This window comes from Pokkaliibacter plantistimulans (genome assembly GCF_003194385.1).
Classification (GTDB): Bacteria; Pseudomonadota; Gammaproteobacteria; order Pseudomonadales; family Balneatricaceae; genus Pokkaliibacter; species Pokkaliibacter plantistimulans.
In genome coordinates, this window is sequence record NZ_LAPT01000047.1 from 75,507 (window position 1) to 99,688 (window position 24,182).

General features: G+C 51.2%; 27 protein-coding genes and 2 tRNA genes. 13 read left to right on the forward strand and 16 right to left on the reverse strand.

What is annotated here, in order from left to right; genetic code table 11:
- The first annotated feature begins 151 nt into the window (after positions 1–151).
- Both WH50_RS11220 and WH50_RS11225 read left to right on the forward strand, forming a co-directional pair.
- Positions 152–706 (forward strand): flavodoxin family protein, encoded by a 555-nt coding sequence (locus WH50_RS11220; RefSeq protein WP_110187382.1) that lies wholly within the window; start codon positions 152–154, stop codon positions 704–706.
- Between the two features lie 287 nt (positions 707–993).
- Entirely contained in the window at positions 994–1,410 is a 417-nt protein-coding gene (locus WH50_RS11225; protein ID WP_110187383.1) for a PilZ domain-containing protein, read from the forward strand.
- 25 nt (positions 1,411–1,435) lie between these two features.
- On the opposite strand, the gene uvrB is transcribed toward WH50_RS11225, so the two are convergent.
- Positions 1,436–3,469: an excinuclease ABC subunit UvrB gene (gene uvrB, locus WH50_RS11230; RefSeq protein WP_110187384.1), complete on the reverse strand. Its 2,034-nt coding sequence runs from the start codon at positions 3,467–3,469 to the stop codon at positions 1,436–1,438.
- A 308-nt stretch (positions 3,470–3,777) separates the two neighbouring features.
- Between uvrB and WH50_RS11235 the strand changes: the two genes are divergently transcribed.
- The 3 genes from WH50_RS11235 to WH50_RS11245 all read left to right on the forward strand — a co-directional run bounded on the left by WH50_RS11235 (position 3,778) and on the right by WH50_RS11245 (position 4,492).
- A tRNA-Asn gene (locus WH50_RS11235) sits at positions 3,778–3,853 on the forward strand.
- 26 nt (positions 3,854–3,879) lie between these two features.
- Positions 3,880–3,955: transfer RNA gene (locus WH50_RS11240), tRNA-Asn, on the forward strand.
- Positions 3,956–4,033: 78 nt separating this feature from the next.
- The gene (locus WH50_RS11245) at positions 4,034–4,492 is read left to right on the forward strand and encodes a thermonuclease family protein (protein WP_165838395.1); all 459 of its coding nucleotides are present in this window, start codon (positions 4,034–4,036) and stop codon (positions 4,490–4,492) included.
- 65 nt (positions 4,493–4,557) lie between these two features.
- On the opposite strand, the gene WH50_RS11250 is transcribed toward WH50_RS11245, so the two are convergent.
- A complete protein-coding gene (locus tag WH50_RS11250; RefSeq protein ID WP_110187386.1) occupies positions 4,558–4,839 on the reverse strand; it encodes a ComEA family DNA-binding protein in 282 nt (93 codons plus the stop codon).
- Positions 4,840–4,986: 147 nt separating this feature from the next.
- Positions 4,987–5,250 carry a DUF1289 domain-containing protein gene (locus WH50_RS11255; RefSeq protein ID WP_110187425.1) on the reverse strand — a complete coding sequence of 88 codons (264 nt, stop codon included), beginning with the start codon at positions 5,248–5,250 and terminating at the stop codon, positions 4,987–4,989.
- A 276-nt stretch (positions 5,251–5,526) separates the two neighbouring features.
- Here WH50_RS11255 and WH50_RS11260 point away from each other — a divergent pair, with 276 nt between their 5' ends.
- The gene (locus WH50_RS11260; RefSeq protein ID WP_243410083.1) at positions 5,527–6,075 is read left to right on the forward strand and encodes a cupin domain-containing protein; all 549 of its coding nucleotides are present in this window, start codon (positions 5,527–5,529) and stop codon (positions 6,073–6,075) included.
- A gap of 80 nt (positions 6,076–6,155) precedes the next feature.
- Here WH50_RS11260 and WH50_RS11265 read toward each other — a convergent pair whose 3' ends face one another.
- The 6 genes from WH50_RS11265 to purM form a co-directional block, all read right to left on the reverse strand.
- Positions 6,156–7,487, reverse strand: coding sequence for an IS4 family transposase (locus WH50_RS11265; protein ID WP_110187387.1), 1,332 nt, complete (start codon positions 7,485–7,487; stop codon positions 6,156–6,158).
- Between the two features lie 131 nt (positions 7,488–7,618).
- The gene (locus tag WH50_RS11270) at positions 7,619–9,121 is read right to left on the reverse strand and encodes a sensor domain-containing diguanylate cyclase (protein ID WP_110187388.1); all 1,503 of its coding nucleotides are present in this window, start codon (positions 9,119–9,121) and stop codon (positions 7,619–7,621) included.
- A gap of 396 nt (positions 9,122–9,517) precedes the next feature.
- The gene (locus WH50_RS11275; RefSeq protein ID WP_110187389.1) at positions 9,518–9,784 is read right to left on the reverse strand and encodes a YfcL family protein; all 267 of its coding nucleotides are present in this window, start codon (positions 9,782–9,784) and stop codon (positions 9,518–9,520) included.
- 21 nt (positions 9,785–9,805) lie between these two features.
- A complete protein-coding gene (locus WH50_RS11280) occupies positions 9,806–10,492 on the reverse strand; it encodes a DUF3108 domain-containing protein (protein ID WP_165838396.1) in 687 nt (228 codons plus the stop codon).
- A gap of 93 nt (positions 10,493–10,585) precedes the next feature.
- Positions 10,586–11,233 (reverse strand): phosphoribosylglycinamide formyltransferase, encoded by a 648-nt coding sequence (gene purN / locus WH50_RS11285; RefSeq protein WP_110187391.1) that lies wholly within the window; start codon positions 11,231–11,233, stop codon positions 10,586–10,588.
- 1 nt (position 11,234) lies between these two features.
- Complete coding sequence (gene purM / locus WH50_RS11290; RefSeq protein WP_110187392.1) at positions 11,235–12,299, reverse strand: phosphoribosylformylglycinamidine cyclo-ligase; 1,065 nt, start codon at positions 12,297–12,299, stop codon at positions 11,235–11,237.
- A 339-nt stretch (positions 12,300–12,638) separates the two neighbouring features.
- Between purM and WH50_RS11295 the strand changes: the two genes are divergently transcribed.
- The 4 genes from WH50_RS11295 to WH50_RS11310 all read left to right on the forward strand — a co-directional run bounded on the left by WH50_RS11295 (position 12,639) and on the right by WH50_RS11310 (position 15,861).
- The gene (locus tag WH50_RS11295; RefSeq protein WP_207780265.1) at positions 12,639–13,688 is read left to right on the forward strand and encodes a DUF2066 domain-containing protein; all 1,050 of its coding nucleotides are present in this window, start codon (positions 12,639–12,641) and stop codon (positions 13,686–13,688) included.
- Complete coding sequence (locus WH50_RS11300; protein ID WP_110187394.1) at positions 13,685–14,818, forward strand: AI-2E family transporter; 1,134 nt, start codon at positions 13,685–13,687, stop codon at positions 14,816–14,818. Before WH50_RS11295 ends, WH50_RS11300 begins: the two co-directional genes overlap by 4 nt.
- Positions 14,819–15,529: a DnaA regulatory inactivator Hda gene (hda, locus tag WH50_RS11305; RefSeq protein WP_110187395.1), complete on the forward strand. Its 711-nt coding sequence runs from the start codon at positions 14,819–14,821 to the stop codon at positions 15,527–15,529.
- Between the two features lie 116 nt (positions 15,530–15,645).
- Positions 15,646–15,861, forward strand: a complete 216-nt coding sequence (locus tag WH50_RS11310; RefSeq protein ID WP_104157098.1) for a hypothetical protein — start codon at positions 15,646–15,648, stop codon at positions 15,859–15,861.
- A 51-nt stretch (positions 15,862–15,912) separates the two neighbouring features.
- Here the strand turns inward: WH50_RS11310 and WH50_RS11315 are convergent, their stop codons facing one another.
- Genes WH50_RS11315 through arsC form a run of 3 tightly spaced genes read right to left on the reverse strand, consistent with a single transcriptional unit; the run spans position 15,913 to position 17,235 of the window.
- Positions 15,913–16,245 (reverse strand): DUF2069 domain-containing protein, encoded by a 333-nt coding sequence (locus WH50_RS11315; protein WP_165838398.1) that lies wholly within the window; start codon positions 16,243–16,245, stop codon positions 15,913–15,915.
- 31 nt (positions 16,246–16,276) lie between these two features.
- On the reverse strand, positions 16,277–16,882 hold the full coding sequence (wrbA, locus tag WH50_RS11320; protein WP_110187427.1) for an NAD(P)H:quinone oxidoreductase: 606 nt from the start codon (positions 16,880–16,882) through the stop codon (positions 16,277–16,279).
- Complete coding sequence (gene arsC / locus WH50_RS11325) at positions 16,882–17,235, reverse strand: arsenate reductase (glutaredoxin) (protein WP_110187397.1); 354 nt, start codon at positions 17,233–17,235, stop codon at positions 16,882–16,884. The genes wrbA and arsC overlap by 1 nt, the downstream gene beginning before the upstream one ends.
- Positions 17,236–17,393: 158 nt before the next feature.
- On the opposite strand from arsC, the gene WH50_RS11330 reads away from it, so the two are divergent.
- Both WH50_RS11330 and WH50_RS11335 read left to right on the forward strand, forming a co-directional pair.
- Positions 17,394–18,674 (forward strand): YihY family inner membrane protein, encoded by a 1,281-nt coding sequence (locus tag WH50_RS11330; protein ID WP_110187398.1) that lies wholly within the window; start codon positions 17,394–17,396, stop codon positions 18,672–18,674.
- Positions 18,671–18,949: an acylphosphatase gene (locus WH50_RS11335; protein WP_110187399.1), complete on the forward strand. Its 279-nt coding sequence runs from the start codon at positions 18,671–18,673 to the stop codon at positions 18,947–18,949. Before WH50_RS11330 ends, WH50_RS11335 begins: the two co-directional genes overlap by 4 nt.
- Before the next feature lie 52 nt (positions 18,950–19,001).
- On the opposite strand, the gene WH50_RS11340 is transcribed toward WH50_RS11335, so the two are convergent.
- The 4 genes from WH50_RS11340 to WH50_RS11355 form a co-directional block, all read right to left on the reverse strand.
- Entirely contained in the window at positions 19,002–19,601 is a 600-nt protein-coding gene (locus WH50_RS11340; protein WP_110187400.1) for a lytic transglycosylase domain-containing protein, read from the reverse strand.
- 29 nt (positions 19,602–19,630) lie between these two features.
- A complete protein-coding gene (locus tag WH50_RS11345) occupies positions 19,631–21,349 on the reverse strand; it encodes a proline--tRNA ligase (RefSeq protein ID WP_110187401.1) in 1,719 nt (572 codons plus the stop codon).
- A gap of 68 nt (positions 21,350–21,417) precedes the next feature.
- Positions 21,418–21,927, reverse strand: coding sequence for a GAF domain-containing protein (locus tag WH50_RS11350; RefSeq protein ID WP_110187402.1), 510 nt, complete (start codon positions 21,925–21,927; stop codon positions 21,418–21,420).
- Positions 21,928–21,990: 63 nt separating this feature from the next.
- Positions 21,991–22,557, reverse strand: coding sequence for a 2-thiouracil desulfurase family protein (locus tag WH50_RS11355; protein ID WP_110187403.1), 567 nt, complete (start codon positions 22,555–22,557; stop codon positions 21,991–21,993).
- Between the two features lie 279 nt (positions 22,558–22,836).
- On the opposite strand from WH50_RS11355, the gene WH50_RS11360 reads away from it, so the two are divergent.
- Positions 22,837–24,180 carry a Na(+)-translocating NADH-quinone reductase subunit A gene (locus WH50_RS11360; RefSeq protein ID WP_110187404.1) on the forward strand — a complete coding sequence of 448 codons (1,344 nt, stop codon included), beginning with the start codon at positions 22,837–22,839 and terminating at the stop codon, positions 24,178–24,180.
- Positions 24,181–24,182: the final 2 nt, after the last annotated feature.

The window sequence follows — 24,182 nt, forward strand, 5'->3', positions numbered from 1 at the left end:
TTACTTTAAAGTAACCAGCTTACGCCCCTGTCACCTCTTGTTTACCCCGTACCAGCTGAATAGCATTCCTCAACTCGATACTTGGTTCTTATTTAGAACTGTAGCCATCTGCGTTGCCGCAGCTGGGTGTTCACACTGTAGGAGTTAAAGCATGAGCAAGACTGTCGTTGTTTATTTTTCTGGTTACGGACATACCCGCCGCGTTGCTGAGTTTGTTGCTGAAGGTGCCAGCGCAGAGCTGATCGAAGTGAACAGTGACGGCGATATCACTGAGGCTGCTTGGGAAAAACTGAATGCCGCCAGTGCAATTATTTTTGGTGCACCTACTTACATGGGATCCGTGCCCTGGCAATTCAAAAAGTTTGCCGATGCAACATCCAAGGTGTGGTTTACCCGTGGCTGGCAAGACAAGGTATTCGGTGGCTTCACTAACAGTGCCAGTCTCAACGGTGATAAACAGGTCAGCCTGATTTATCTGCAGACACTGGCAGCTCAGCATGGTGGGTTGTGGGTGAGCCTGGGCTTGCCTCCGTCTAACACCAAAGCGGCAACACGTGCAGATGTAAACAATCTGGGTGGTTCTGCTGGTGTGCTGGTACAGTCCCCAGCTGATGTAGGTGCAGATGACATCCCATCTGGAGATCTGGAAACGGCACGTCTGTACGGTGCGCGTGTGGCGGACATTGCCAAGCGCCTGCACGGCTGAGAGGCAACTCTAGAGCCATGAAGTGAGGCCCGGCAGACCAGAAGAGGGGCCGGGTCTTTCATTTTTTGAAACAGCATTTCTCAGTCTTTGTTAGCGCAGATTCACTGGCGAACGCTGGCAGATATATGAAAAGAAGAATGACGACATATATCTGGCATCGGCTGTCACATAGACTGTGATTGGTTTTATTTCACAATAAAGTCTGTATAAAAAATATATTCCATACAGTTTTGACGCCATGAGTCGATAACTGGTAAATGGAGTTCCCGTGGTAGTCGAGGTGCCTCATGCGCCAGTTCATTCGTCATCCTTCAAGTGTCCCCATCAGCTGCCGTCATCAGGACGGTGAGCTGGAATGTTATCAGCGGTTGTGTAATTACAGCGAAGGGGGGCTAAGTGTGATGGTTGATGAAGCCATCGCGGTTGGTTCACTAGTAGAAATTTGTATCCCCATTCAGGATCCCCCGTTCTGTGCTCTGGGAGAGGTCGTGTGGAGTTCACCGATTAATAGTCATCACTACCAGCTTGGCGTGCGCTTCAGTGACGAGAACACGGCCTTCGCCGTACGTATGATTGAGCAGATCTGTCATATCGAGCAGTACCGCAAGGAAGTCGAAGAGCGGGAGGGGCGTTCTCTCAGTAGTGAGGAGGCGGCGACTGAGTGGATTGGAAAACACGCCGGACATTTCCCTGGATTGCATTGAATGTATCCGGCGTTAAGTGAACCTTTTAGCTGATCAAAGCCTTTTGCTTCAGCTCGGCAAGTTGATCACGCAGCATGGCAGCTTGCTCGAATTCCAGATTTTTGGCGGCTGCATACATCTTCTCCTCCAGCTGGCTGATGGCCCTGGCCAGTTCCTTGGGTGACATCAGCTCCACATTCACCTGATAGTCTGCTGCAGGCTCAGCCACCTTGCGCTGCCCACGGCCACGTCCGGGTTTACCGGGAGTGACGGCCCCTTCCAATATATCCTGCACCGATTTGAATACGGATCTGGGTGTAATGCCATGTGCTTCGTTGAAGGCGACTTGTTTGGCACGACGGCGCTCGGTTTCGTCGATAGCACGTTGCATCGAGCCGGTCATACGATCTGCGTAGAGAATGGCCTTGCCCCGTGCGTTTCGCGCGGCCCGGCCGATTGTCTGAATCAATGAGCGGTCAGAGCGGAGGAAGCCTTCTTTATCTGCATCCAGAATGGCAACCAGAGTGACTTCAGGCATGTCCAGTCCTTCACGCAGCAGGTTAATGCCGACCAGGACGTCAAACTCTCCCAAACGCAGATCCCGAATAATTTCTACCCGCTCGACGGTATCAATATCCGAGTGCAAATAGCGCACCTTGATACCGTGCTCGGTCAGATACTCGGTCAGGTCTTCTGCCATGCGCTTGGTCAGCGTGGTGACCAGCACTCTCTCATGCAGGTCAACGCGCAATCGAATTTCGGACAGCAGGTCATCGACCTGGGTGCTGGCGGGGCGGACCTCAATTTCTGGATCAACCAGTCCTGTCGGGCGAACCACCTGTTCAACGACCTGACCAGCATGTTCCTCTTCATACTTGCCTGGTGTTGCGGAGACAAAAATCATCTGTGGTGCTATGCGCTCCCATTCATCAAAACGCATGGGGCGGTTGTCTAAGGCTGACGGCAGGCGGAAACCGTACTCCACCAGGGTTTCCTTGCGTGAGCGGTCACCTTTATACATGGCACCCAGCTGTGGAATGGTGACATGGGATTCGTCAATGACCAGCAGGGCCTCAGCAGGGAGGTAGTCGAACAGGGTGGGAGGAGGTTCCCCCGGCCCTCTACCGGACAGAAAGCGAGAGTAGTTTTCGATGCCATTGCAGTAGCCCAGCTCTCTGATCATCTCGACGTCGTAACGTGTGCGTTGTTCAAGGCGCTGTAGCTCCAGCAATTTGTTATTAGCTTTGAAGTATTCCAGTCGTTCAACCAGTTCTTCTTCAATCATGTCGACCGCCCCGAGGAGCTTGTCGCGCGGAGTCACATAGTGAGTCTTCGGATAGATGGTGACGCGAGGAACAGTTCGAAGTAGTTCCCCGGTAAGGGGATCGAAGAAGCGCAACGAATCCACTTCATCATCAAACAGCTCTATACGCACCGCTTCGCTGTCAGACTCTGCCGGGAATACATCGATGATCTCACCGCGAACCCTATAGGTGCCGCGAGTGAAGTCCACATCATTGCGTGTGTATTGCAATTCGGCCAAACGACGCAATATGGTCCGTTGATCTATGACATCGCCGCGCACCAGATGCAACATCATCTGCAAGTAGGATTCCGGGTCGCCCAAACCATAGATGGCAGATACAGTTGCTACGACAATGGCGTCAGACCGTTCCATCATGGCCTTGGTAGCAGAGAGGCGCATTTGCTCGATGTGTTCATTTACCGAAGCATCTTTCTCAATAAACGTATCTGAAGATGGCACGTAGGCTTCGGGCTGGTAGTAGTCATAATAGGAAACGAAGTACTCGACGGCGTTCTTGGGGAAAAACTCTTTGAACTCACCGTAGAGTTGCGCTGCAAGTGTTTTATTGTGTGCCAGTACCAGCGTTGGCCGCTGTGCCTGGGCGATGACGTTGGCAATGGTGAACGTTTTGCCTGAACCTGTTACGCCCAACAGGGTCTGTGCAGCCAGCCCGTCATTGATACCTTCCGAGAGCAAGCGTATGGCGGAGGGTTGGTCGCCTGCGGGTTCATATTTGCTGGTAACCTGAAAACGTTCAGCAGTATGTTCACTCATTGGAATTATTCACCTCACCAGGAATCCGTGTTCATTGGCACCATATTCGCCGACACAGACCCTTTTGATAGAGCTGGTCTTTACAGATGACAAGACCGGATAATAGCAGGCTGCCTGTGTGGATAACCAGTAGATTGCTATGTGAGTCAAGACTGCACGTCTATGAATTACTGCTGTCTTTGCCTGATAGCAAAATGAGACGCTGTTGAAGAGTATTCTGCGCTAACTGATTGAGGAGGTTATCTTTTTTGTTTTAGTTCTTGACTCTCGGCTGCGAATCCGTACTATAAGCGCCCGTGCCGAGACATTCCCTGATAGCTCAGTCGGTAGAGCAGCGGACTGTTAATCCGTTGGTCGCAGGTTCGAGTCCTGCTCGGGGAGCCACTCTCGCACATATTTCCTTCCGACGTTCCCTGATAGCTCAGTCGGTAGAGCAGCGGACTGTTAATCCGTTGGTCGCAGGTTCGAGTCCTGCTCGGGGAGCCACATCTTATATATCCTCTCTTGCTTTTTTCATGTCCTATCCGCTAACTACTGTATTAATGGTTTTGGACAGGAATGGTCATGGATCGATATCTTCTGCTTCTTTTCTTAATTTTCTTTACCTCCTCAGCTTCTGCCTCCTCTTTTGAAGGAAAGGTGACCCATGTTTACGATGGTGACACCTTGGTAGTGTCTTATCGAGGTCACGGTTTCAAGGTACGCCTGCTATACATCGATGCGCCAGAGCATGATCAGCGCTATGGCAGTGCTTCCAAAGCGATGCTGCAAAAAATAGTGGGTAACCAGGACGTTCGTGTCGAATACGATCAGAAAGATAAGTATGGTCGCCTTTTGGGTCTGGTTTATCTGAATGGTTATAACGTCAACGCCACTATGGTTGATCGGGGGATGGCCTGGGTCTACCGTCAATACTCGAGTGATGCCCGTTTACTGGAGCTTGAGCAGCGTGCGCGAACCGCCAAAAAAGGGTTGTGGCGTGATGCTGCTCCGATAGCGCCCTGGAAATGGCGGCATCGCTGATGCGGGGGTTGGTTCGGCATGTTGTGACTACATAATTCCACAACATGCGTTATATCTTGCTTTGATTATTGCGCTGCTTTGGTTGTGTCTTGCAGCAAAATATCGTCCTTATTGCGAGCAATCAGCGCCTCGCCAATACCCTTCACTTCGCTTAGTTGTTCCGCACTGGTAAAGGGGCCGTGTTCAGCTCTCCACGCAACAATCGCCTCTGCCTTTTTTTGGCCGACACCGTTAAGGGCTTTGGCCAGTTCTTCAGCGGTAGCAGTATTGATGTTGACGGGAGTAGCGAAGCTGAACAAGGGGAAGGTCAAGGCAGCGACCGCTGCCAGGGTTTTTAGTACTTTCATCTTTAGTCCTTTTGTTGTTTCTAGTCTGGCGACTCCTTCAATGCCAGCTGCTGTAAGTTATCAACTCTGCAATATTTAGCAATCAAAAAATAACGCAACTTTACTTTTTGTGCTTATATTTGAAGGCTTACAGGTACTTGATAGGGTTCAGAATAGCTGCTCATCTTGCTGTTCGGAAGCGATGCCCGATTGTAGCCTGGCTTTCTGAGCCCGTGCTGCCTTTACTCGGCGCAGGTAGCGTTGACGACACTGTTGAATGATCTGTAGCTTTTCGCTGTTATTGTAGTTGTTCCAACTAAAGCGCTCATCTCTGGTGCGCATGCAGCCTTTACAAAAGCCTTTTGCATCAGATTCACAGACCCCGGCACAAGGATTAGGGACGGGGACATCAAACAGGTCAAGTTGATTCATTGGCGTAAATGCCCTGAGTGCAATGACGTTTTGTATCATGCCTTTATTTGTTCAGCATGGTAAATACTACAGCGTAGTAGATGAATAAAACCTGTACTGGAAGTTGGGTCTTGGTATTTGCATATAGCTATTGTCTCTCTCTTAATCCAGTGTTGCATATTTGTGAATAAACCCTTGCGAATGATGTCGTACATGTCTTTAATACGGTAGGTTGTTCAATATTCTTAACATAATAAAGACGGCTTTAATCGTAATCGACTTGGCAAGGATAAAGTGATGAGTATTGATGTGGGGACACGATTAAAGGATGTGCGTAAGCAGCAAGGATTGTCGCAGCGTGAGTTGGCTAAACGAGCGGGCGTAACAAACAGTACTATTTCTTTGATCGAGCAGAATCGTGTAAGCCCTTCGGTGAGTTCGTTAAAGAAGGTGCTTGATGGTATTCCCATGTCCTTGCAGGAATTCTTTACTCTGGATGTGCCAGAGCAACGTCAGTATTTCTACTGTGCTGATGAGCAGCCTGATCTCGGGCACAGTAATATTGCTTTAAAAGTGGTGGGGTATAACTATCCCAATCGATCTCTCTCTGTCTTACATGAAATCTATCCTCCAGGGGCCGATACAGGTGAGGATATGCTGGTGCATGAGGGGCAAGAGGGTGGTGTTATTATTCAGGGTGAGCTGGAGTTGACTGTAGCGGATGAGACTCGTGTCCTGGTAAAAGGGGATGGCTACTTTTTTGATAGCAACTTACCCCATAGATTCCGTAATCCAGGTGTAGTTGACTGTGTAGTTGTTAGTGCAAATAACCCACCATCACTGTGATGCTTTTGACTATTTTTGGTCGTGTTTTGCTTAAAATGTTTGACGTGTCACAAGAATGGCAGCCAGTGGCTTAATGCCAGTCAGTTAAGCTGACTGGCATTTTTATTTCTGGTCGGATACTTGGACGGCTTGGGCTTGACCACCCGCGGGTAACTGCGATCCGCGCGTCGATGAGGCAGGACGTAGTGCATGGCCGAAGCCTGTAGTTCGGCCAGGTAGCGAGGGATGTTGCCAGGATGCTTCAAAGAGACTCCGTTCAAGAAGCCCAGAATCGCCCAGGTGCAAGCGGTGAAACTCATTTCACAAGGGTAGATGCCAGGGCAGTGGCGACTCATTTCCAGCATTTGATAACGCAGCAGGTTGTACCCCAGTAGTACGCCCCACAGTTCTTGTTCAATAATCTCCGGCGTTTTACTTCGCAGGGTGTAGTGCCCCGCGAGCATGCCTTGCTTCAGTTCTCGATAGCCCAGTTCGATTTCCCAACGCTGACTGTACAGATCCACGATTTCGTCGGGTGGGAAGCGCAGAGGATCGATCATCGAGGTCAGTACCTGCCGCACTTTGCCCTTGATGGTCTTGCTTAATAGCCGAGCCTGTAGCGTGTCTGGCAGGTCGGGCCATTGTTTACGCGCCTGCGGCGAGGTCTTTAGCGAGACGATGGCATCGTGGCGCCCTAACTTATGCAGTACCTCGTATTGAGCATCCTTGCGCAGCGGCAGTAACCAATGGCGCTGAGTGCCTGTCTGTTGCCAGCGATGAAGTAACCCCAGTGAATAGAAACCACGGTCGAACAAGGTCAATGAGTGATCGGGTGTCCTGTCGATCAGTTGTTCGGCCAGCTTCATCTCGTTGCTGTGGTAACCGGCAAAAGCACTACTCACCAGCATGTGGCTGGTCAGCTCCATCTGGCAGACCATGCGAACCTGGGGATAGCCGGTATCGCCATGCTGATTACTGGCGCTGCCATAGTGCTTGCGGTTGTCGTCCGTATCCGGTGTGCGCCAGACCACGCCATCGACACTGAGCAGGCGCAAACCGGCCCACGTGGGGTGGTTGGCGCTGGCATGCCAGCCTTGTTGAGTCAGGGAAAAGACTTCTCGCACCGCAGCACTGCCCAAGCGCTGGCGACCTTGCACGATGGCACTGGGTGCGACCAATGGCCTCTGCCCAGGCAACATGATGTCCATACGGCTCGCGGCATCCCAGGCTGACATCCGGCGAAACAACGCCATGGCGATCACACACCAGATCATGGCTTCTAGAGGGAGACGTCGCTTACGCAGGGTCGCCACTCCCGCCGTTTCCAGTGCGGTGCTGACCAGCTCTGGATCAAGCAACGCCCCCAGCTCGTCAAGGGAGTGAGTAGCAGAAGCCGCTTCGTGAGTCAGTGCCAAGTCGCGGGAAAGTCGCATAAAAAGTCCGATGCTCAAAACAAGCATCGGATTTTCGTTTCAGGGCGCAAAAGGTCAAGCTGTTGGGCTTAACTGACTGGCATTAGGCCAGTGGCTGCCATTTTTATTTCGGAAGAGTGCGTTGCTGTGGGTTATAGCGGCTCAGGGCGTTGATAAACACGGATCAGATCCCGACCACTGTTTTTTGCTTCATACAGCATTTTGTCAGCTGCCGCGATCAGGGCGTTGGCGCCCGCAAACGGATGTTTACTGCTATGGCAGGCAACGCCTACTGAGGTGCTGACGTGTATGGCATCCCCATGCTCGGAGATGCAGGACAGTTGTTTGATGCCGTCTTTCAGCCTCAGGGCCAACCTCTCCGTATCATCCTGGCGAGTATTCGGTAAAAGGATGACAAACTCTTCGCCACCGTAACGGGCGACTACATCGGAGCGTCTTAATTGTCGCTCCATATAGCGCGAAACCTTCTTCAATACTTCGTCGCCCGTCGGGTGGCCATATCTATCGTTGATGTCTTTGAAATTGTCCAGATCCATGAATATCAGTGATAGCGGCCATTCGTTAGCTTCTGCCTCGCTGAACTCAATCGCCATGATATGTTCCAGGTAACGACGATTATATAGACCTGTCAGGGGGTCGCGTTTTACCTGATCTTCCAGGTAGCGGTTCTGTTCTTCAAGAATATCTACCTTTTCCCTTTCCTTGCGAATTTCTCGCAGCAGGGTAAGGTTGCGGATGGCTAATACCTCTGATGCGGTTTCCTGGATTTGCTCGGCCTGCTTGCTGCTGAATAACTGGATATTGAATAGCTGGCCGAAGCTTTCCATTTGGCTGGTGACGTAATCAATCACTCCCTGAAATTCGCTGTCGGTCAGTTTTACCAGTTTTTGGTTGGCGATCATTGCGGTAAAGGACGCTTGGCGAATGCTTGGGTGTAGCCAGATGTCGGCAATTCGCCCAGATAACGCAACAATCGAAAGAAACTGTGATGCTTCTTCGGTCTCATGAGTGATTGCCAGGTCGTCACTGAACTGAATGGCATTGCAGAGTAGGTCAGGAAAGTTCCACTGCTGCAATAGCCAGTGACCTACTTCTGTATGGTCAGTTTTATAGGTTTGGCGTTCCAGTCGCAAAATGTCCTGATGGGTTTTGGCCTCAAGGATTATCTGTTGATAGCCGTCATCCATCGCATCCAGTGCCAGTATGCCAATATCCTGAAGCAAGGCGGCGAGAAACAAATCCTCCTTGTTAGGGATGTTGTGGCGTTGGCCTATCAGGCGGGCAACGATAGAGGATATCAAGCTGCGTTTCCATACCTGCAGCAAATGTGGTTGACCTTCACTGCGTAGGCCGTGGGTAATGCTGAAGCTGAGTGAAAGGGTGATAACGCTATGGAGGCCCAGCTTGATGATAGCTTGATTCAGGTTTTGGGTTTTGCTGAGCTGCCCATAGAGTGGGGAGTTAGCAACACGAATGACCTTGGCTGCCAACGCGGGATCTTTCGCGAGTATCGAGATGACCTCGTCGGGGTCTAAGTCTGGCTTGCCTGCCGCTTCCACCAGTTGCAGAGCGACAGAAGGCAGGCTCGGCAACTTGGTGCATTGTTTCAGACGAAGCTCAATCTGGTCATCCATCTAGGATCTCTTTTCTTGCAAATCTACAGTCGATAGCTTAGTAAAAGCCCTTTGCGTTTTAAATACACCAATGTCAAGGCTTCGGCATTTCATCGAAAAATGACATCGTTATATGTGTGTTCTGCTGTCGGGGGTGTGGATATGATGTGTAGTCTGGACTGGGTGCGAGTGACATTGCTGTGAGTGGGGTTGTGTCTCTGGTGTTAAGAATAGGCACTGTGCTTGGCGTTTACATTGTAACGCTTGGAGGTCGAGGCTGTTAGTGCAATGGATGTTCATTTCTTAAAATTGTTGTTCGACGCAGGGTTCTTGTCTGAGTATTTTTACGGAAATGTAAGGTGGGTTTCACTGCAGGCAATGGAGGACTTTCATGGCAGACGAAAGTCCTCAGCTTAATCAGGCTTTGATTTGATGCCATAAACGGCTGATCATGGACTTGTCATCTTCGCTCAGGCGGTCAACGTTAAATGCCTGTTCTATAGCCTCATCCATGCGTAAATTGAAATCTGCCACGTCTGTACCTTCCTCATAGGTCACGAGGCTGATGTGACCCATCAAGTAAGAGTAAGCAAAGAGCTGCTCTTCGCCAGCATTGCACTCCATGTCGCGCAGTTGCTGATCAAGTTGCTCGCCGTACTCAATAAAAGAAGATGTGCTGCTCATAACCTGCTTCTTGTGCTTTGTTCAGTTCAGGGATTTCAATACAAGGCGATAAGTTTTGTCGTCTTTTTCAACTTGCTGTAGCTGTACTATCTGGTAATCCAGTTCCGGTGCAAGCCATATAAGGGTTTCGCGATCACTGCCTGACTCGCGTACTCTCTTCAGTTTGATGGTTTCAAAAGTGCCAGCAGGTGTCTTGATCTGCTCTGTGCCGACATTCTCAAACACGTAGCTGTCGAGCTTTCCGCCAGTGGCAACGTCATACTTGTACTGCTTGACGGCATTCTCCAGATCAAGCAGGAGTTGTGCTTGATAGCTTAATTTGTCTTGAGTGTGCTCGGGAATTTCCATGTGCCAAGGTTTATCTTGCACATTGTTGTGGACACGTTTTTGTTCCCAGTCAAAGTCGAGCACTGCTGACCGCTTCTTGCCCAGTACTTTGCGTAAAAATTCGTAGTGCAGTGGCTGCACTGCGCCATTCTGCAGGCGAAACTCGGTACTTTCATCCAGGCTGGCCAGAGCGTTCTCGATGCGAATACTCAGTATCCAGTGCCCGTCAGCTGTTTGTTGCAAAGATCGAACGGCGCTTGCGCCAACGGTAATGCCAGCATCGATTTCGGCACTGTAATGAGCTTCAAATGGCTTCAGGGTCGCTGCATGCGAGTGGAGGCCAAACGCCAGTAAAAATGGAGCCCAGAGTTTTTTAAGCATTGCATCCCTCATGAGTGCGACATAAATCCGACGCCTGTCTATACGGTCAGGAATCCTAACATACAAACAGGCGCTGGTAAGAGGCTCTATGTTTCAGGATGATCTGTGAATGTGGCCTGTAGAGGGCAAGGATGCATTATCCAGCAGCACCGTACCATCTGGGCTGAGAGTGAGTCGATCACAGCAGTACCAGTCTATGGCCATGGGGTAAATTTGATGTTCCAGAATGTGGACGCGCTGAGCCAGTGAGTCAGGGTTGTCTTCTGGATTAATATCAAGTTGTCCCTGAACAATCAGTGGGCCGCCATCGAGTTCTTCTGTAACGAAATGCACAGTGGCGCCGTGCAGTTTATCTCCAGCCTCAATGGCTCGCTGATGGGTATTGAGCCCTTTATATTTTGGCAGCAGAGAAGGGTGGATATTAAACAGCCTGCCAGAGTAATGGCGGGTGAACTCAGGCGTAAGAATACGCATGAACCCCGCTAATATGACCAGGTCAGGGTGCTGACTATCTATAAGCGTCATCAGCTCGGCATCAAACGCTTCCCGGCTGCTGAAGTCTTTGTGTGACAGGCTGAAAGTTGGAATGCCAGCGTTACGCGCGCGCTCCAAACCGTAGGCATCACTTTTATTGGAAATGACAGCAGTTACCTGGGCAGGGCAGGTGCCCTGCGCCAGATAGTCCAGAATAGCCTGTAAATTGCTACCGCTGCCTGAGATTAGTACGACCAGGCGCTTCACCTCAGGCCTCCTGAGAAATTACTTCCACACGCTCTTCGCCTTCTGAGGCGGCAGCGATCGAGCCAATGATCCAGGCATTCTCGCCGGCATCCTGCAGTAACTTCAGGGTATTGGCTGCTGTGTCAGCAGGAACGCTGATAACCATGCCTACGCCGCAGTTAAAGGTTCGATGCATTTCGCGGGTTTCAACGTTACCTGCCTGCTGCAGCCACTGGAAAACGGGTGGTAGTTCCCAGGAGTTACCGTTGAGTACTGCTTTGGTGCCTGCAGGCAGAACGCGAGGAATGTTTTCCAGCAGGCCGCCACCGGTGATGTGAGCCAGGGCGTTTACCTGAGTCTCTTTGATCAGCTTGAGCAGGTTTTTAACGTAAATACGGGTGGGAGCCATGAGGGCATCAGCGAGAGAGGTATCGCTTCCTGCCAGTTTGTCAGCAGGATTGGCGCCGCTTACTTCCAGAATTTTGCGGATCAGGGAGTAGCCGTTGGAGTGAGGTCCGCTAGAGCCCAGAGCCAGTAGTGTGTCGCCAACGCTCACCTTATTGCCATCGATGATTTCAGACTTTTCTACTACGCCAACACAGAACCCTGCCAGGTCGTAGTCTTCGCCTTCATACATGCCGGGCATTTCAGCTGTTTCTCCGCCGACCAGCGCACAACCTGCCAGTTCGCAGCCCGCGCCAATTCCGGTTACTACCTGAGCTGCAATATCAACATTCAGTTTGCCGGTTGCGTAGTAATCTAGGAAGAACAGAGGTTCTGCACCTGCAACCACCAGATCGTTGACACACATGGCTACCAGATCGATACCGATAGTATCGTGTTTGCCCAGATCCATAGCCAGGCGCAGTTTTGTGCCCACGCCGTCAGTGCCAGAAACCAGAACAGGTTGACGATATCCAGCGGGGATTTCGCACAATGCACCGAATCCACCCAAGCCGCCAAGTACCTCTGGGCGTTTGGTGCGGGAAGCGACACCTTTAATGCGTTCCACCAATGCATTACCTGCATCGATATCTACGCCCGCATCTTTATAACTCAGGGATTTCTTTTGATCAGTGGAGGTCATCGTCCTCAATCCAACGCCGTAAAAAGTGGAGTAAAAACAATCCAGTTGGTGTGAAAAACACTACTGAACTTCAAGCCGAAATGGGGGCCTAATCGAGGGCGATAGTTTAGCAGTAAAGGGTGGGAGTGGCGACAACTATCCCGGTACCGGAGACGTAGACATTTTCGCGCGGTTGTTAAAGGAAGAGTGCTTGTGCTTACAATGGTGGGACAAGTTCAGTCCGGGATCGGCGGTGTTCCTCTTGTTAACAGAGGAGTGGAAAGAGCATGAATGTCTCGCTGGTGTCATTCAATTGTCGGGCACTCAGTTACGCGATGTTTTGACCGAATGTGGAGCGGTATGAACAAGATCAAGATGTTTTTGCACATTGGCCTGTTACTGGCGGGGTGCTGTGCTAACGCCCATGGTCAGGTTATCGACAACTATGTGAGTGATGATCAGCGGTTGCAGGTAGATAGTCAGGACGCACAAAAGGCGGCATTGCGTCAGGGGTTGTCTGATGTCCTTCTGCGTCAGCTAGGTATGAAAGAGCTGCTCTCGAATCCGCATCTGGTTGATGCGCTGGATCATCCAGATAGCTATGTGATTGACTTCAAAGTTGATCGTGCAGTGCAGTCAGGAGAAGAGGGACTGTTCACCTTACATATCAATTTTGACCAGAATGCACTTAACCAGCTTTATAAAGAGGCATCACTTGTACCCTGGTCACGTAATCGTAGTTCAGTACTTATGTGGTTGGCGCAGGAGCAGCAAGGGCAAAGACAGTTAGTTGCCAACTCACCTCTGGCAGTGGCCATGCAGGCGCAAGCGCAGAAGCGCGGTATTCCTCTTTTTCGGCCTTTAATGGATTTGCAGGATGAGTTGGGCTTGAGCGTTGGTGATGCCTGGGGCTTCTTCGCTGAGCCGATTCAAAAAGCCTCCTCCCGATACGGGGCGCAGGCTGTCCTGACGGGGCGGGTCTATCAGGAGCAAGGGAAATGGACTTCGCAATGGCAGCTCCTGGATCGGGATCGACAGATGCTATTCAAAAGCCAGCAGGATAGTCTGGATGCGATTGCGGCGGACATAGTCGATCAGCTTGCTGTTTACTTCGCCAAGCAGGATAAACTGAGTGCACTGCAAGGTGCAGGCGCTTATTTCCTGAGCGTGTCGGGGATTCGCAGTCTGGATGACTGGCAGGCTTTGCAGAAAGATTTGCAACAGCTGAGCTCGATTGTGTCGTTTCAGCTGGATGCCATGCAAGGTAATGAGGTTCGGGTCCGCGTGATTAGTTCAGGGACAATCCGGCAGTTGCAGGATGAGTTGTCCCAAAATAATAGTCTGCGCGCACAAGCTGGCTCAGATGAGCAGACACTAAATTTCAATTGGCAAGGAGCTGAGTCGCCATGACGGAGCTACAAAAGCGTTGGCTGCTGGTGTTGACAGTTGTAATGGTTGCTTTTGTGTATTTGTTGTTGCCGATACTGGCCCCCTTTCTTGCGGGCATGCTCCTGGCTTATATGGCTGACCCGATCGCCGACCGACTAGAGGCAAAAGGCATTAGTCGTACTGGTTCGGTCATTATTGTTTTTGTAGGAATGACGCTGCTGTTGATACTGGCTGTATTGCTGGTGTTGCCCAGTCTGGGCAAGCAGATAGAAACGCTGACTAGTCTGCTTCCTGAAGGGTGGGCGATGTTGCAGCAAAAAGTGGTTCCGCTGATAGAGCACTGGACCGGCTTTGACATTGATAGCACTACAGCGGTTAAAGCCAAGCAGGCGATTACAGGCAATCTGCAGCAGACGACAGACGTCGTGGCGATGTTGATTTCTCAGGCTACCAAATCCAGCCTCAGTCTGGTGACCTGGATTGCCAATCTGGCATTGGTCCCCGTCGTTACATTTTATCTGTTGCGTGACTGGGACGTGATGGTAGCGCGCATTCGTGACTATTTGCCACGCAATCTGGAGCCCAAGGTGTCACTCTGGGCGAGTGAGTGCGACGATGTGCTGGGCGCCTTTGTACGCGGGCAGCTTACTGTTATGGCCGCTCTCGGTGCTATCTATGCAGTAGGTCTGGCTCTGGTTGGGCTCAAGTTGGCGTTGCTGATAGGTGTATTGGCCGGATTGGCCAGTATCGTTCCTTATCTCGGTGTCATTGTAGGGCTGGGAATGGCGCTGATTGCAGCCATCATGCAGTTTGATACCTGGCTGCCTCTCGTGTGGGTTTGTGTCGTGTTTGGTATTGGGCAGATGCTGGAAGGTATGGTTCTGACTCCCAACTTAGTGGGTGACAAGATTGGATTGCATCCGGTAGTAGTGATATTTGCGGTACTTGCAGGTGGGCAACTCTTTGGTTTTGTTGGTATTCTTCTGGCTTTGCCAGCTGCAGCGGTGATTCGGGTGCTTATGCTGCACCTGTTTCGCCACTATAAAGATGGGCCTCTGTATCAGAATGATGCCCTTCTTGATGCTGTCGTAGACAACCATCAATCAGGAGAGTTGGGTAGTGGGGCTGATGAGGATAATGGTGAACGTTAAGTGACTACCAAAAAGCCTTCTTTACCAATCCAGCTGCCGCTATGGTTGCGGCTGCGTGATGACGCAAAGCTGGATAATTTCTATGCCAAAGGAAATGAGCTGGCGATCAGCTCGATCAGGCAGCTATTTGAAGAGGGCGAGCGTTTTCTCTATTTGTGGGGTGCCAAAGGGACAGGATGCAGCCATCTATTACAATCGGCCTGTCACCATGCAGGTACGCTCGGCAAGACATCTGTCTATTTGCCCATGGACGAATTGATCGATTATCCCGTTGAACTGCTGGAAAATCTCGAGCAACTGGAGCTGGTTTGTATCGATGATGTGCAGGCCATTGCGGGTAACTCACAATGGGAAGAAGCGCTGTTTCACCTCTTTAACAGAATAAGGGATGCTGGTGGTCGTCTATTGACTGCCGCCACTATGCCCCCACGCCAGCTGTCCATTCAGCTGGCAGATCTGCAATCGCGCTTGAGTTGGGGGGTGGTGATTCAACTGCACGAACTCAGCGATGAAGAAAAGCTCACCGCATTGAAGATGCGTGCCCATGTGCGCAGTATGGAGCTACCCGATGAGGTGGCCCGATTTATTTTGTTGCGTAGTCCGCGTGACTTAGCTGCGATGTTTTCCCTACTGGATAAGCTTGATGATGCCTCTTTTACGGCGAAGCGCAAGTTAACAATTCCTTTCGTCAAGGAAACTTTCAACTGGTGAGCGACGGTGCTTGTATTCTGATGAGCGGCTCGTGAAGGTTTGTGGGTCGATGCAGTACGATCACTGTTCAGTGAACAACATGCTTTAGGCTATCGATTAAGTGGAGACAATAGACTATGACGAAACGAGTAGCGCGGGACTTTTACGCGCGAGATGCTGAAGAGCAGCAGGCATTCCTGACCCAGACCTGGTGTAACAATTGCCTCGAGGTGGACCTGGGAATGACTGACCCGGTGGAGTATGAGGAAAACGGCATAGTCTTCGTGGAGGGCCACTGTGCTCGTTGCGGCACAGTGGTAGTAACGGAGATTGACGATTCTGAAGATGAGTGAATGACGTGGCAGTGACAGCTGACTTGCCTGTGCGTTGTCAGAATCAGTACTTCAGGTTTGTCTGGCGCGGGCTTGCCATCGAATAAACAGCATTGCGCTGCTAAATAGTGTGATGCACAGTCCTACTTCAATAACGCCGCTCAGCATCCTGCCGGGCGTCATCATGCTAAGTACCGCGGTCACAAAGTACAGCAGTAGTACAAAACATAGCCATGCATGAGCGCGCGGCTGTCTTTTCAATATTGCTGGTGAAAATGCCATGAGCGGTACGACCTCTATACCCCATAACAACCAGCGCATATGGCTTGCGCTGGCGGGATGCAGATAGAAATTCCATAGAGAGTAGTACAGGATCAGTGCCAGTAGACTGGAAAGTACACTCACGCGTGCTCCTTTTAAGAGCGCTATCGATCTGCTAGTCATGCTGTGTGCTTAGCGTTCTGGCTAGGTCTGCAATGCGTCTGCCCAAAGCCCGGCTGAGAGTTATTTCGTCCTCTGTGAGCTGGAGGGGGGCGCCATGTGCTGCGAAATGGCTCACTCCGTAAGGAGTACCGCCACTACGTGTTGAGCTTAACGCGGGCTCTGTGTAGGGGATGCCGCAGAGAATCATGCCATGATGCAGTAGTGGCATCATCATGCTCAGTAAGGTGCTTTCCTGGCCACCATGCAAGCTGCCTGTGGAAGTAAAAGCGGCAGCGGGTTTGTTCACCAGGCTGCCGCTCAACCAGAGATCAGAAGTGGTATCGAGAAAGTGTTTGAGCGGGGCAGCCATATTGCCAAAACGGGTTGGGCTGCCAAGGATTAGTCCTGCACAGTCACGCAGATCCTCTTTGCTGCAATAAATAGCCCCGGAGTCAGGAACTGCTGGTAAAGATGCTTCATGATCCGGTGAGACGCTGGGTACGGTACGTACACGCGCATCTATTCCGGCAACTTGTTGAATGCCGCGCGCGATTTCTTTTGCCAGTAAGGCTGTGGCGCCGTTGCGGCTGAAGTAGAGCACCAGAATATATGGCTGAATCACGAAAGAATCTCCAGTACTTGCTCAGGCGGACGTCCAACGGCAGCTTTTTGGGGGCCAATAAGGATGGGGCGTTGCAGCAAGCGTGGGTGGTCAGCAATTGCCTTTAATATTGCTTCTTCTGTCAGAGCGTTGTTGGCAAGGCCGAGTGAGCTATATTCTTCTTCACCGGTCCGCAATAGATTGCGAGCGCTGGTATCCAGTTTGCTTAAAACAGTTTTAAGTTCTTCAATGCTCAACGGATGCTTCAGGTATTCACGCACCTCCATGTCGACGCCTTTGTTCGTCAGTAGCTGTAGGGTTTCCCGGGACTTTGAGCAGCGCGGGTTATGCAGCAGGGTATAGGCAGTCATAGATGCTCCTTGGTCGGCAAATGCCTGTTATTGTAGGGGGCCGTAAGCTGAATGCCAAAAGATGGCTTGGTTCTTATTGCGCTTGGTTGGGGGGCATCATTACTGCTGTAAGGCTATTCTCGAAATTGAGGCGCGAAGATGAGTTGTAGGGGATATCGATGAGGCAGATACCGACTGCACCCAAATGGCGTTTGTACTGGCACTTCATTCAATATGTGCTGCAGCGGTTTTCAGATGGGCAAGGCTTTCTCAACGTATCTGCTTTGACCTATACAACACTATTTGCCGTTGTTCCGGTCACTATGGTGATTTACTCCATGCTATCGGTGCTGCCTGCATTTCAGGGAGTTACTTTGCAGTTGCAGGACTTTGTTTTTTCTCATTTTCTTCCCAGTAGCAGTAGAGCAGTGCAGCAGTACCTGGCGGGGTTTACCGAGCAGGCCAGAAAGCTGACGGCTGTAGGGGTGGCTTTTCTGGTGGTGACGGCCTATCTGATGCTGCGTACGATCGAGCAGGCTTTTAACCGGATATGGGGAGTCAATAAATCCCGATCAGGGTTGTCGAGTTTTTTGTTGTACTGGGCGGTTCTCAGCCTTGGTCCGCTATTACTGGGGGCTGCGTTTGTCATTAGTTCTTATCTGGCGACTTTACCATTGCTAAGTGATGTCGGCTTGGTTGGCGGGAGCCGTATCCTGCTTGTCTTGCCCATGGTGCTGAGTATCCTGGCATTTACCATGTTGTACTGGGCCGTGCCCAATTGCCCTGTTCCCATCAGACATGCTTTCTATGGCGGCTTGCTGGCTGCGGTCCTGTTCAATGGCGCGAAGGCTGGGTTCACCCTTTACGTCACCCGTTTCCCCTCCTATCAGCTGATCTACGGTGCCTTTGCGGCGATCCCACTGTTCCTGTTCTGGATCTACATATCCTGGTTCGTCATCATCCTGGGAGCCTTTTGGGTCAGAGCTGTCGCCACTTTTGGGCATCGAGAGCCCCATGCGCCAGGCGATATGACTTACTACGCTTTCGCATTATTAAATGTGTTGTGGCAGCGGCAACGTGTGGGAAAGGTCAGTGCGGAAGCTGAGATTCAGTCTGCTCTGGCAATGTCTTCAGAGCAGTTGGAGCAGCTACTGAGTGCTTTGCGAAAAGCAATGATTGTCACCAGGCATGAATCAGGAGGTTGGCTGCTTTTGAGGGACATTCATGAGTTGACGATTTTTGAGGTAGTGCGATGCATGCCGCACATGCCGCAACCCTGTGAAGTGGGGCGAGACTTACCTCAGTGGGGTGTGCTGTTGCGAGAGAAGCTGCTGCATGTTGAGGGGTATAGCGAACAGGCGCTTTCCATGAGCGTTAGTGAGTTACTGAATATAGCTGATAAGCATATCTCGCAAGATATGAATGGGACGTCGGAAAGCGGAAAGAGAAATTCATCATGATGGCATTACATGCTTTTGTGGATGGTCGAGTTCAGGGTGTGTGGTTCAGGCAGTCGACACGTGAGCAGGCTGAAAATCAGCGGTTGCAAGGTTGGGTGAGAAATCTGGCGGATGGGCGGGTCGAAGTGTGGCTGCAGGGGGAGGCTGTTGCAGTGCATCATGTTGAAACCTGGCTGTATTCGGGTCCAGAGCTTGCAGTGGTGACGGAAGTGATTGTTGAAGAGGTCAGTCCTGACCTTTCGCTCAATGGATTTGAGGTATTGGATGGGGCCTAAGTCATCGGTGATGGTTCAGTCTTCTGCTGTTCAGATGGCGATTCGTGTCTTGTCAGTAGAAGGAGTAGCTGTTCCACCATTGATAGACCAGTCGTGGGTAGTCGCTTGAACCCAGGCTGCCATTGTAGCGGGCTAATGCCCGGTCAAGATTTCCTGATTCCTTATCCAGGTAATGTCGCAGTACGGCGCAGCCAAACATGAGGTTGGTGTTGTCATCCAGCAAGTTATCTTCCTGGCTGCCGATTTCTTTTCGCCAGAATGGCATCACCTGCATCAGTCCAATGGCTCCCGCTCGTGAAATGGCAAAGCGATCAAAGCGGCTTTCTACGTGCACTATGGCAAGTACCAGGTCTGGTGAAAGGTTGTAGAGTGAGGCGCTTCTTAACACCTTGTCGAGGAAGGCGTCAGTGTCCTGATTTACCAGGCGCTGGTGGTAGGGTCGTAGACGCTCATGCTGAAATACCAGCCATACCTGGCGGAAGTAAGGGTCGTGGAATTTGGCATCATATCCGAGCGGAGGTACGGATGAATAACTGATATTTGGCCACAGCAGGATACTGATCAGCAGAACGTTGATAAGTCGTTGAGGGCGTAAGCCGCTAATGAGGCATAGAGAGGGTCGAAGGCGGTGGCCAGGTTTAAGACAAAACATGGCCAGGGTCCGCCAACGGTATATATGGCTTACGCAGCAGTTTGCGTTTTCAGCCATTCAAGGATTTCGGCAACGGGGATGTCACGGCTGGTTTCATCACGACGAGCCTTGTATTCCAGTGTGCCATTCTGCAATCCGCGCTCACTGATGACGATGCGATGAGGAATACCGATCAATTCCATATCGGCAAACTTCACCCCGGGGCGTTCTTTGCGATCATCAAGCAATACGTCGTAACCGGCTTGCTTCAATTGGGCGTACAGTTCCTCACTCTTCTGTGCAACCTGCTCAGAACGATCCGCATTCAGAGGAACAACTGCTACCTGGAACGGTGCAAGGCTCTCCGGCCATAGAATGCCTTTGCTGTCATAGTTCTGTTCAATTGCAGCAGCTACCACCCGGGTGACGCCGATGCCATAGCAACCCATCTCAACAACCTGAGCCTTGCCATTTTCATCAAGTACAGTGGCATTCATTTCTTTACTGTATTTGTTGCCGAGCTGGAAGATATGCCCGACTTCAATGCCGCGTCGGATTACCAGCTTGCCCTTTCCATCGGGGCTGGCATCGCCTTCGACAATGTTGCGCAGGTCAGCGATTTCAGGAGTGGGCAGGTCTCGTTCCCAGTTAATGCCGAAGTAGTGTTTACCTTCGATATTTGCACCTGCGCCAAAGTCAGACATGACTGCGACCGTGCGGTCAATGATGACAGGGATGGGAAGGTTTACCGGGCCAAGTGAGCCGGGGCCAGCAGGCATGAAGCCACGAATCTCTTCTTCGGTAGCAAAGCGCAGTGGTGTCGCGACCTGGGGTAGCTTTTCTGCCTTGATCTCGTTCAGTTCGTGATCGCCACGTACCATCAGGGCGACGAAGTCGGCTTCGCACTCGTCACTGGCAGCGACAAACAGTGTCTTGACGGTCTTCTCGATGGCCAAGCCAAATTTTTCCACCAGGTCTGCGATGGTCTTGGTGTTGGGTGTATCGACCAGACGCATCTCTTCGCTAGCAGGGGCGCGTTCATCAGTGGGTGCCAATGCTTCGGCCATTTCGATGTTGGCGGCAAAATCACTGCTGTCGGAAAACGCAATCAAGTCTTCGCCTGAGTTTGCCAGTACATGGAATTCCATAGAGCGATTGCCGCCGATGGAACCCGAGTCAGCCTGCACGGGGCGATAGTTCAGCCCGAGCCGATCAAAAATGTTGCAGTATGCGCTGTACATCACCATGTATCCTTCTTCCAGACTCTGGGGGGTCAGGTGGAAGGAGTAAGCATCCTTCATGATGAACTCACGACCCCGCATTACGCCAAAACGAGGGCGGATTTCATCGCGGAACTTGGTCTGAATCTGGTACAGGTTGATTGGTAGTTGCTTATAGGAACTGATCTCGCGACGGAACAGATCAGTAACCACTTCTTCGTGAGTCGGGCCAAGGCAGAAAGAGCGGTCGTGGCGGTCTTTCAGGCGCAGAAGCTCTGGACCGTACTGTTCCCAGCGGCCAGACTCTTCCCATAATTCAGCGGGTTGTACGCCGGGCATCAGGATTTCCTGCGCGCCAGCTTTGTCCATTTCTTCTCTGATAATGCGTTCAACTTTACGCAAGGTGCGCAAGCCCAGTGGCAGCCATGTGTACATGCCAGACGCCAGCTTGCGGATAAAACCTGCACGTAGCATCAGCTGATGGCTGATAACTTCGGCATCGGAAGGTGTTTCTTTCAGGGTGGCGATCAGCAGTTGACTCGCTCGCATGTTGTACGCTCGTCTCGACTAACGAATGAAAGGGCCATTCTAGGGAGTGCTATGAATGGGAGCAAGAATCAGGCCTGAAATTGCCATTTCCAGTCAGTTTGAGTGATCAGACACTGGCACAGGGCGTTGATTCCTTTTACGTCCTCTTCGTCAAAACGATTGGGTGATGGGCTGTCCAGGTCCAGAACGCCAATCAGTCTATCTTCGAAATAAAGAGGAATGACCAGTTCCGAGCGTGACGCTGCGTCGCAGGCAATATGTCCAGGAAAGGCATGTACGTCGGCAATGCACTGTATTTCGCCTGTTCGTGCTGCCGCACCACACACGCCTTTGCTGAAAGGAATGGTGACGCAGGCAACCTTGCCCTGGAAGGGGCCCAGTATCAGCGTTTCCGGTGCTGCCGAGAGATAGAAGCCTGCCCAGTTCAGGTCAGGTAGTAGATTGAATAATAACGCTGAGAACTGTGACAGATTAACGATCATGTCGCGGCTGTCGCTAAGTAGGCCCTGGCACTGGGGAAGTAGATCAGCATACATTTCAGCCTTGGGTTGGCTGGCATCGGCGTTAAGTGTGTACATAGATAGCTCATGTGAAAGGCAAAGGGTCAAGGCGTGTAATTTTGCACTGATATTTCGCGAGCATTATAACTTATTCAATTTGCTGGGGTGTCGTTTGGCTAAGCCGAGCTCGAGATCACCTCGGTGAGTTGAGGACTGATCCAGTTGATTCAATAACGTGTTGGCCTCTGCAAGCTGATGTTCATTGAATACCTGGATACCTGCCTGTTGAAGCACCGCGGTGGTCAGGCCGATGCCATCAACCAGCATCCCGGTAAAGGTGCCGTCGTATATCAAATCATTCCCGCATGACGGGCTTTTGGATTTCAGCACGGCGATTTTAATGTTGTGGCGTTGTGCAACCTGAAGCGCATACTGGGCCCCTTTGTAAAATTCGCTAAATACGTCAGTGCCCTGGCTGTCGAGCAATCTGACTGGCTTGCCAATGAGCGCGTTGTGGCCATCTCCTTTTATCCACTCGGCGGGAAATCGAGGGATGGGCAGACCGCCTGCAACTTCAGGGCAGCAGCTGATTAGCCGGTTTTGCTGCTGCCATTCTTGCCAGATGGGATGCTGCTGTGTGCACGCCTGACCATCATAACGGACGGCTTCTCCATATAGGCAAGCACTTACCAAAATTCGCTCTGCCATCTGCAACTCCGGCAATGAATTGTCTGAATTCGAATCAGATAGTTGAAAATACAGCAAAAAACAGCAAGTCGATCCGGGCAACTTTGTAGAAAAATAGCTAATGCCTATTTATACTTAGCAAGTTTTTCGGTGGGTAAACCCCGTTACCTGATGCTTATGCTGCGTGCCTATTACTAATAAAACAGGGCGTGGCAGGGTGTTTGCTGTCGTTCAGTTCCAGGGTGCGGCAACAGTAGCGAGGAATACCTGGTCTAATCAAGCTTGTGATTGGGTGAGGCGATGATCAAGATCAGTCGTGGTCTGGATCTGCCTATTGCCGGCGAGCCCGTACAGAAGATAGAGGCAGCTCTTTCTGCTCGTACGGTGGCACTGGTGGGTTCCGACTATCACGGAATGAAACCTACCATGGCCGTCCGGGAAGGCGATCAGGTCAAACTTGGCCAGGTGTTGTTTTCTGATAAGAAAACACCAGGCGTTCATTACACCGCTCCTGCTTCGGGAGTCGTGAAAGAAATCAATCGTGGTGAAAAGCGTGTTTTCCAGTCTTTGGTGATCGAAGTTGCCAAGGATGAAAGCGATGCCATCACTTTTAATAGTTACACTGCTGAGCAATTAGCGGGACTGGATCGACAGCAGGTTATTTCCAACTTGGTTGACTCTGGCCTTTGGACTGCACTGCGTACACGTCCCTACAGCAAGGTACCTTCTCCAGAATCTGCTCCTATTGCAGTGTTTGTAACTGCAATTGACACCAACCCACTGGCGGCAGATCCACAAGTCGTTATTGCTGAGCATGCCGATGACTTCGTCAGAGGACAGGTGATTCTGTCCAAGCTGACTGAAGGTAAGCTTTATGTATGTAAAGCTCCCGGAGCCAATGTGCCTGCTGCTTCTCAGGCGACGGTAGAAGAGTTTGGCGGAATGCATCCTGCTGGTAACCCTGGCACCCACATCCATTTTCTTGATCCTGTTGGGCCGCAGCGTGCAGCCTGGTATATCGGTTATCAGGACGTGATTGCTGTTGGTAAGCTATTTACCACCGGTAAATTGTGGGTAGAGCGTGTGGTTGCTGTTGCCGGACCTCAGGCCAAGTCACCGCGCTTATTGCGTACTCGTTTGGGTGCCAGCGTTGCTGAGCTGTGCCAGAACGAACAGAAGTCTGGTGACAATCGTCTGATCTCTGGCTCAGTGTTCAGTGGCCGTACCTGTCGCGGTGTTAACAGTTATCTGGGGCGTTACCACACCCTGATCAGTATTCTGCTGGAAGGTAAAGCACGCGACTTCATGGGCTGGATTACTTTTGGTGGTGAGCGTTACTCACTGCTGAACGTACTGTCTTCGGCCTTTAGTCGTTCACGTAAGCTGAGTCTGACGACGACGACTAATGGTTCAGAGCGTGCCATGGTGCCGGTGGGTCAGTTTGAAGAAGTGATGCCTCTGGATATCCTGCCAACCCAGTTGTTGCGTGCGCTGGTCGTTGGCGATATCGATACTGCCATCAAGTTGGGCTGTCTGGAGCTGGATGAGGAAGACCTGGCACTTTGTACATTTGCCTGTACCGGCAAGTATGAGTATGGTCCCATCCTGCGTGACAACCTGACCCGCATTGAGCTAGAGGGGTAGTC

What these genes read in the sequence shown, in the direction of transcription:
- WH50_RS11355 (WP_110187403.1), bottom strand. Translation starts at nt 22,557, where the DNA reads ATGGCAGAGCGAATTTTGGTAAGTGCTTGCCTATATGGAGAAGCCGTC.
- WH50_RS11265 (WP_110187387.1), bottom strand. Translation starts at nt 7,487, where the DNA reads ATGCGACTTTCCCGCGACTTGGCACTGACTCACGAAGCGGCTTCTGCT.
- WH50_RS11350 (WP_110187402.1), bottom strand. Translation starts at nt 21,927, where the DNA reads ATGTACACACTTAACGCCGATGCCAGCCAACCCAAGGCTGAAATGTAT.
- WH50_RS11255 (WP_110187425.1), bottom strand. Translation starts at nt 5,250, where the DNA reads ATGAATCAACTTGACCTGTTTGATGTCCCCGTCCCTAATCCTTGTGCC.
- WH50_RS11330 (WP_110187398.1), top strand. Translation starts at nt 17,394, where the DNA reads ATGAGGCAGATACCGACTGCACCCAAATGGCGTTTGTACTGGCACTTC.
- arsC (WP_110187397.1), bottom strand. Translation starts at nt 17,235, where the DNA reads ATGACTGCCTATACCCTGCTGCATAACCCGCGCTGCTCAAAGTCCCGG.
- WH50_RS11340 (WP_110187400.1), bottom strand. Translation starts at nt 19,601, where the DNA reads ATGTTTTGTCTTAAACCTGGCCACCGCCTTCGACCCTCTCTATGCCTC.
- WH50_RS11295 (WP_207780265.1), top strand. Translation starts at nt 12,639, where the DNA reads ATGAACAAGATCAAGATGTTTTTGCACATTGGCCTGTTACTGGCGGGG.
- WH50_RS11280 (WP_165838396.1), bottom strand. Translation starts at nt 10,492, where the DNA reads ATGCTTAAAAAACTCTGGGCTCCATTTTTACTGGCGTTTGGCCTCCAC.
- WH50_RS11270 (WP_110187388.1), bottom strand. Translation starts at nt 9,121, where the DNA reads ATGGATGACCAGATTGAGCTTCGTCTGAAACAATGCACCAAGTTGCCG.
- uvrB (WP_110187384.1), bottom strand. Translation starts at nt 3,469, where the DNA reads ATGAGTGAACATACTGCTGAACGTTTTCAGGTTACCAGCAAATATGAA.
- WH50_RS11345 (WP_110187401.1), bottom strand. Translation starts at nt 21,349, where the DNA reads ATGCGAGCGAGTCAACTGCTGATCGCCACCCTGAAAGAAACACCTTCC.
- WH50_RS11220 (WP_110187382.1), top strand. Translation starts at nt 152, where the DNA reads ATGAGCAAGACTGTCGTTGTTTATTTTTCTGGTTACGGACATACCCGC.
- WH50_RS11360 (WP_110187404.1), top strand. Translation starts at nt 22,837, where the DNA reads ATGATCAAGATCAGTCGTGGTCTGGATCTGCCTATTGCCGGCGAGCCC.
- WH50_RS11300 (WP_110187394.1), top strand. Translation starts at nt 13,685, where the DNA reads ATGACGGAGCTACAAAAGCGTTGGCTGCTGGTGTTGACAGTTGTAATG.
- WH50_RS11260 (WP_243410083.1), top strand. Translation starts at nt 5,527, where the DNA reads ATGAGTATTGATGTGGGGACACGATTAAAGGATGTGCGTAAGCAGCAA.
- WH50_RS11310 (WP_104157098.1), top strand. Translation starts at nt 15,646, where the DNA reads ATGACGAAACGAGTAGCGCGGGACTTTTACGCGCGAGATGCTGAAGAG.
- WH50_RS11245 (WP_165838395.1), top strand. Translation starts at nt 4,034, where the DNA reads ATGGATCGATATCTTCTGCTTCTTTTCTTAATTTTCTTTACCTCCTCA.
- WH50_RS11250 (WP_110187386.1), bottom strand. Translation starts at nt 4,839, where the DNA reads ATGAAAGTACTAAAAACCCTGGCAGCGGTCGCTGCCTTGACCTTCCCC.
- WH50_RS11225 (WP_110187383.1), top strand. Translation starts at nt 994, where the DNA reads ATGCGCCAGTTCATTCGTCATCCTTCAAGTGTCCCCATCAGCTGCCGT.
- WH50_RS11275 (WP_110187389.1), bottom strand. Translation starts at nt 9,784, where the DNA reads ATGAGCAGCACATCTTCTTTTATTGAGTACGGCGAGCAACTTGATCAG.
- purM (WP_110187392.1), bottom strand. Translation starts at nt 12,299, where the DNA reads ATGACCTCCACTGATCAAAAGAAATCCCTGAGTTATAAAGATGCGGGC.
- WH50_RS11335 (WP_110187399.1), top strand. Translation starts at nt 18,671, where the DNA reads ATGATGGCATTACATGCTTTTGTGGATGGTCGAGTTCAGGGTGTGTGG.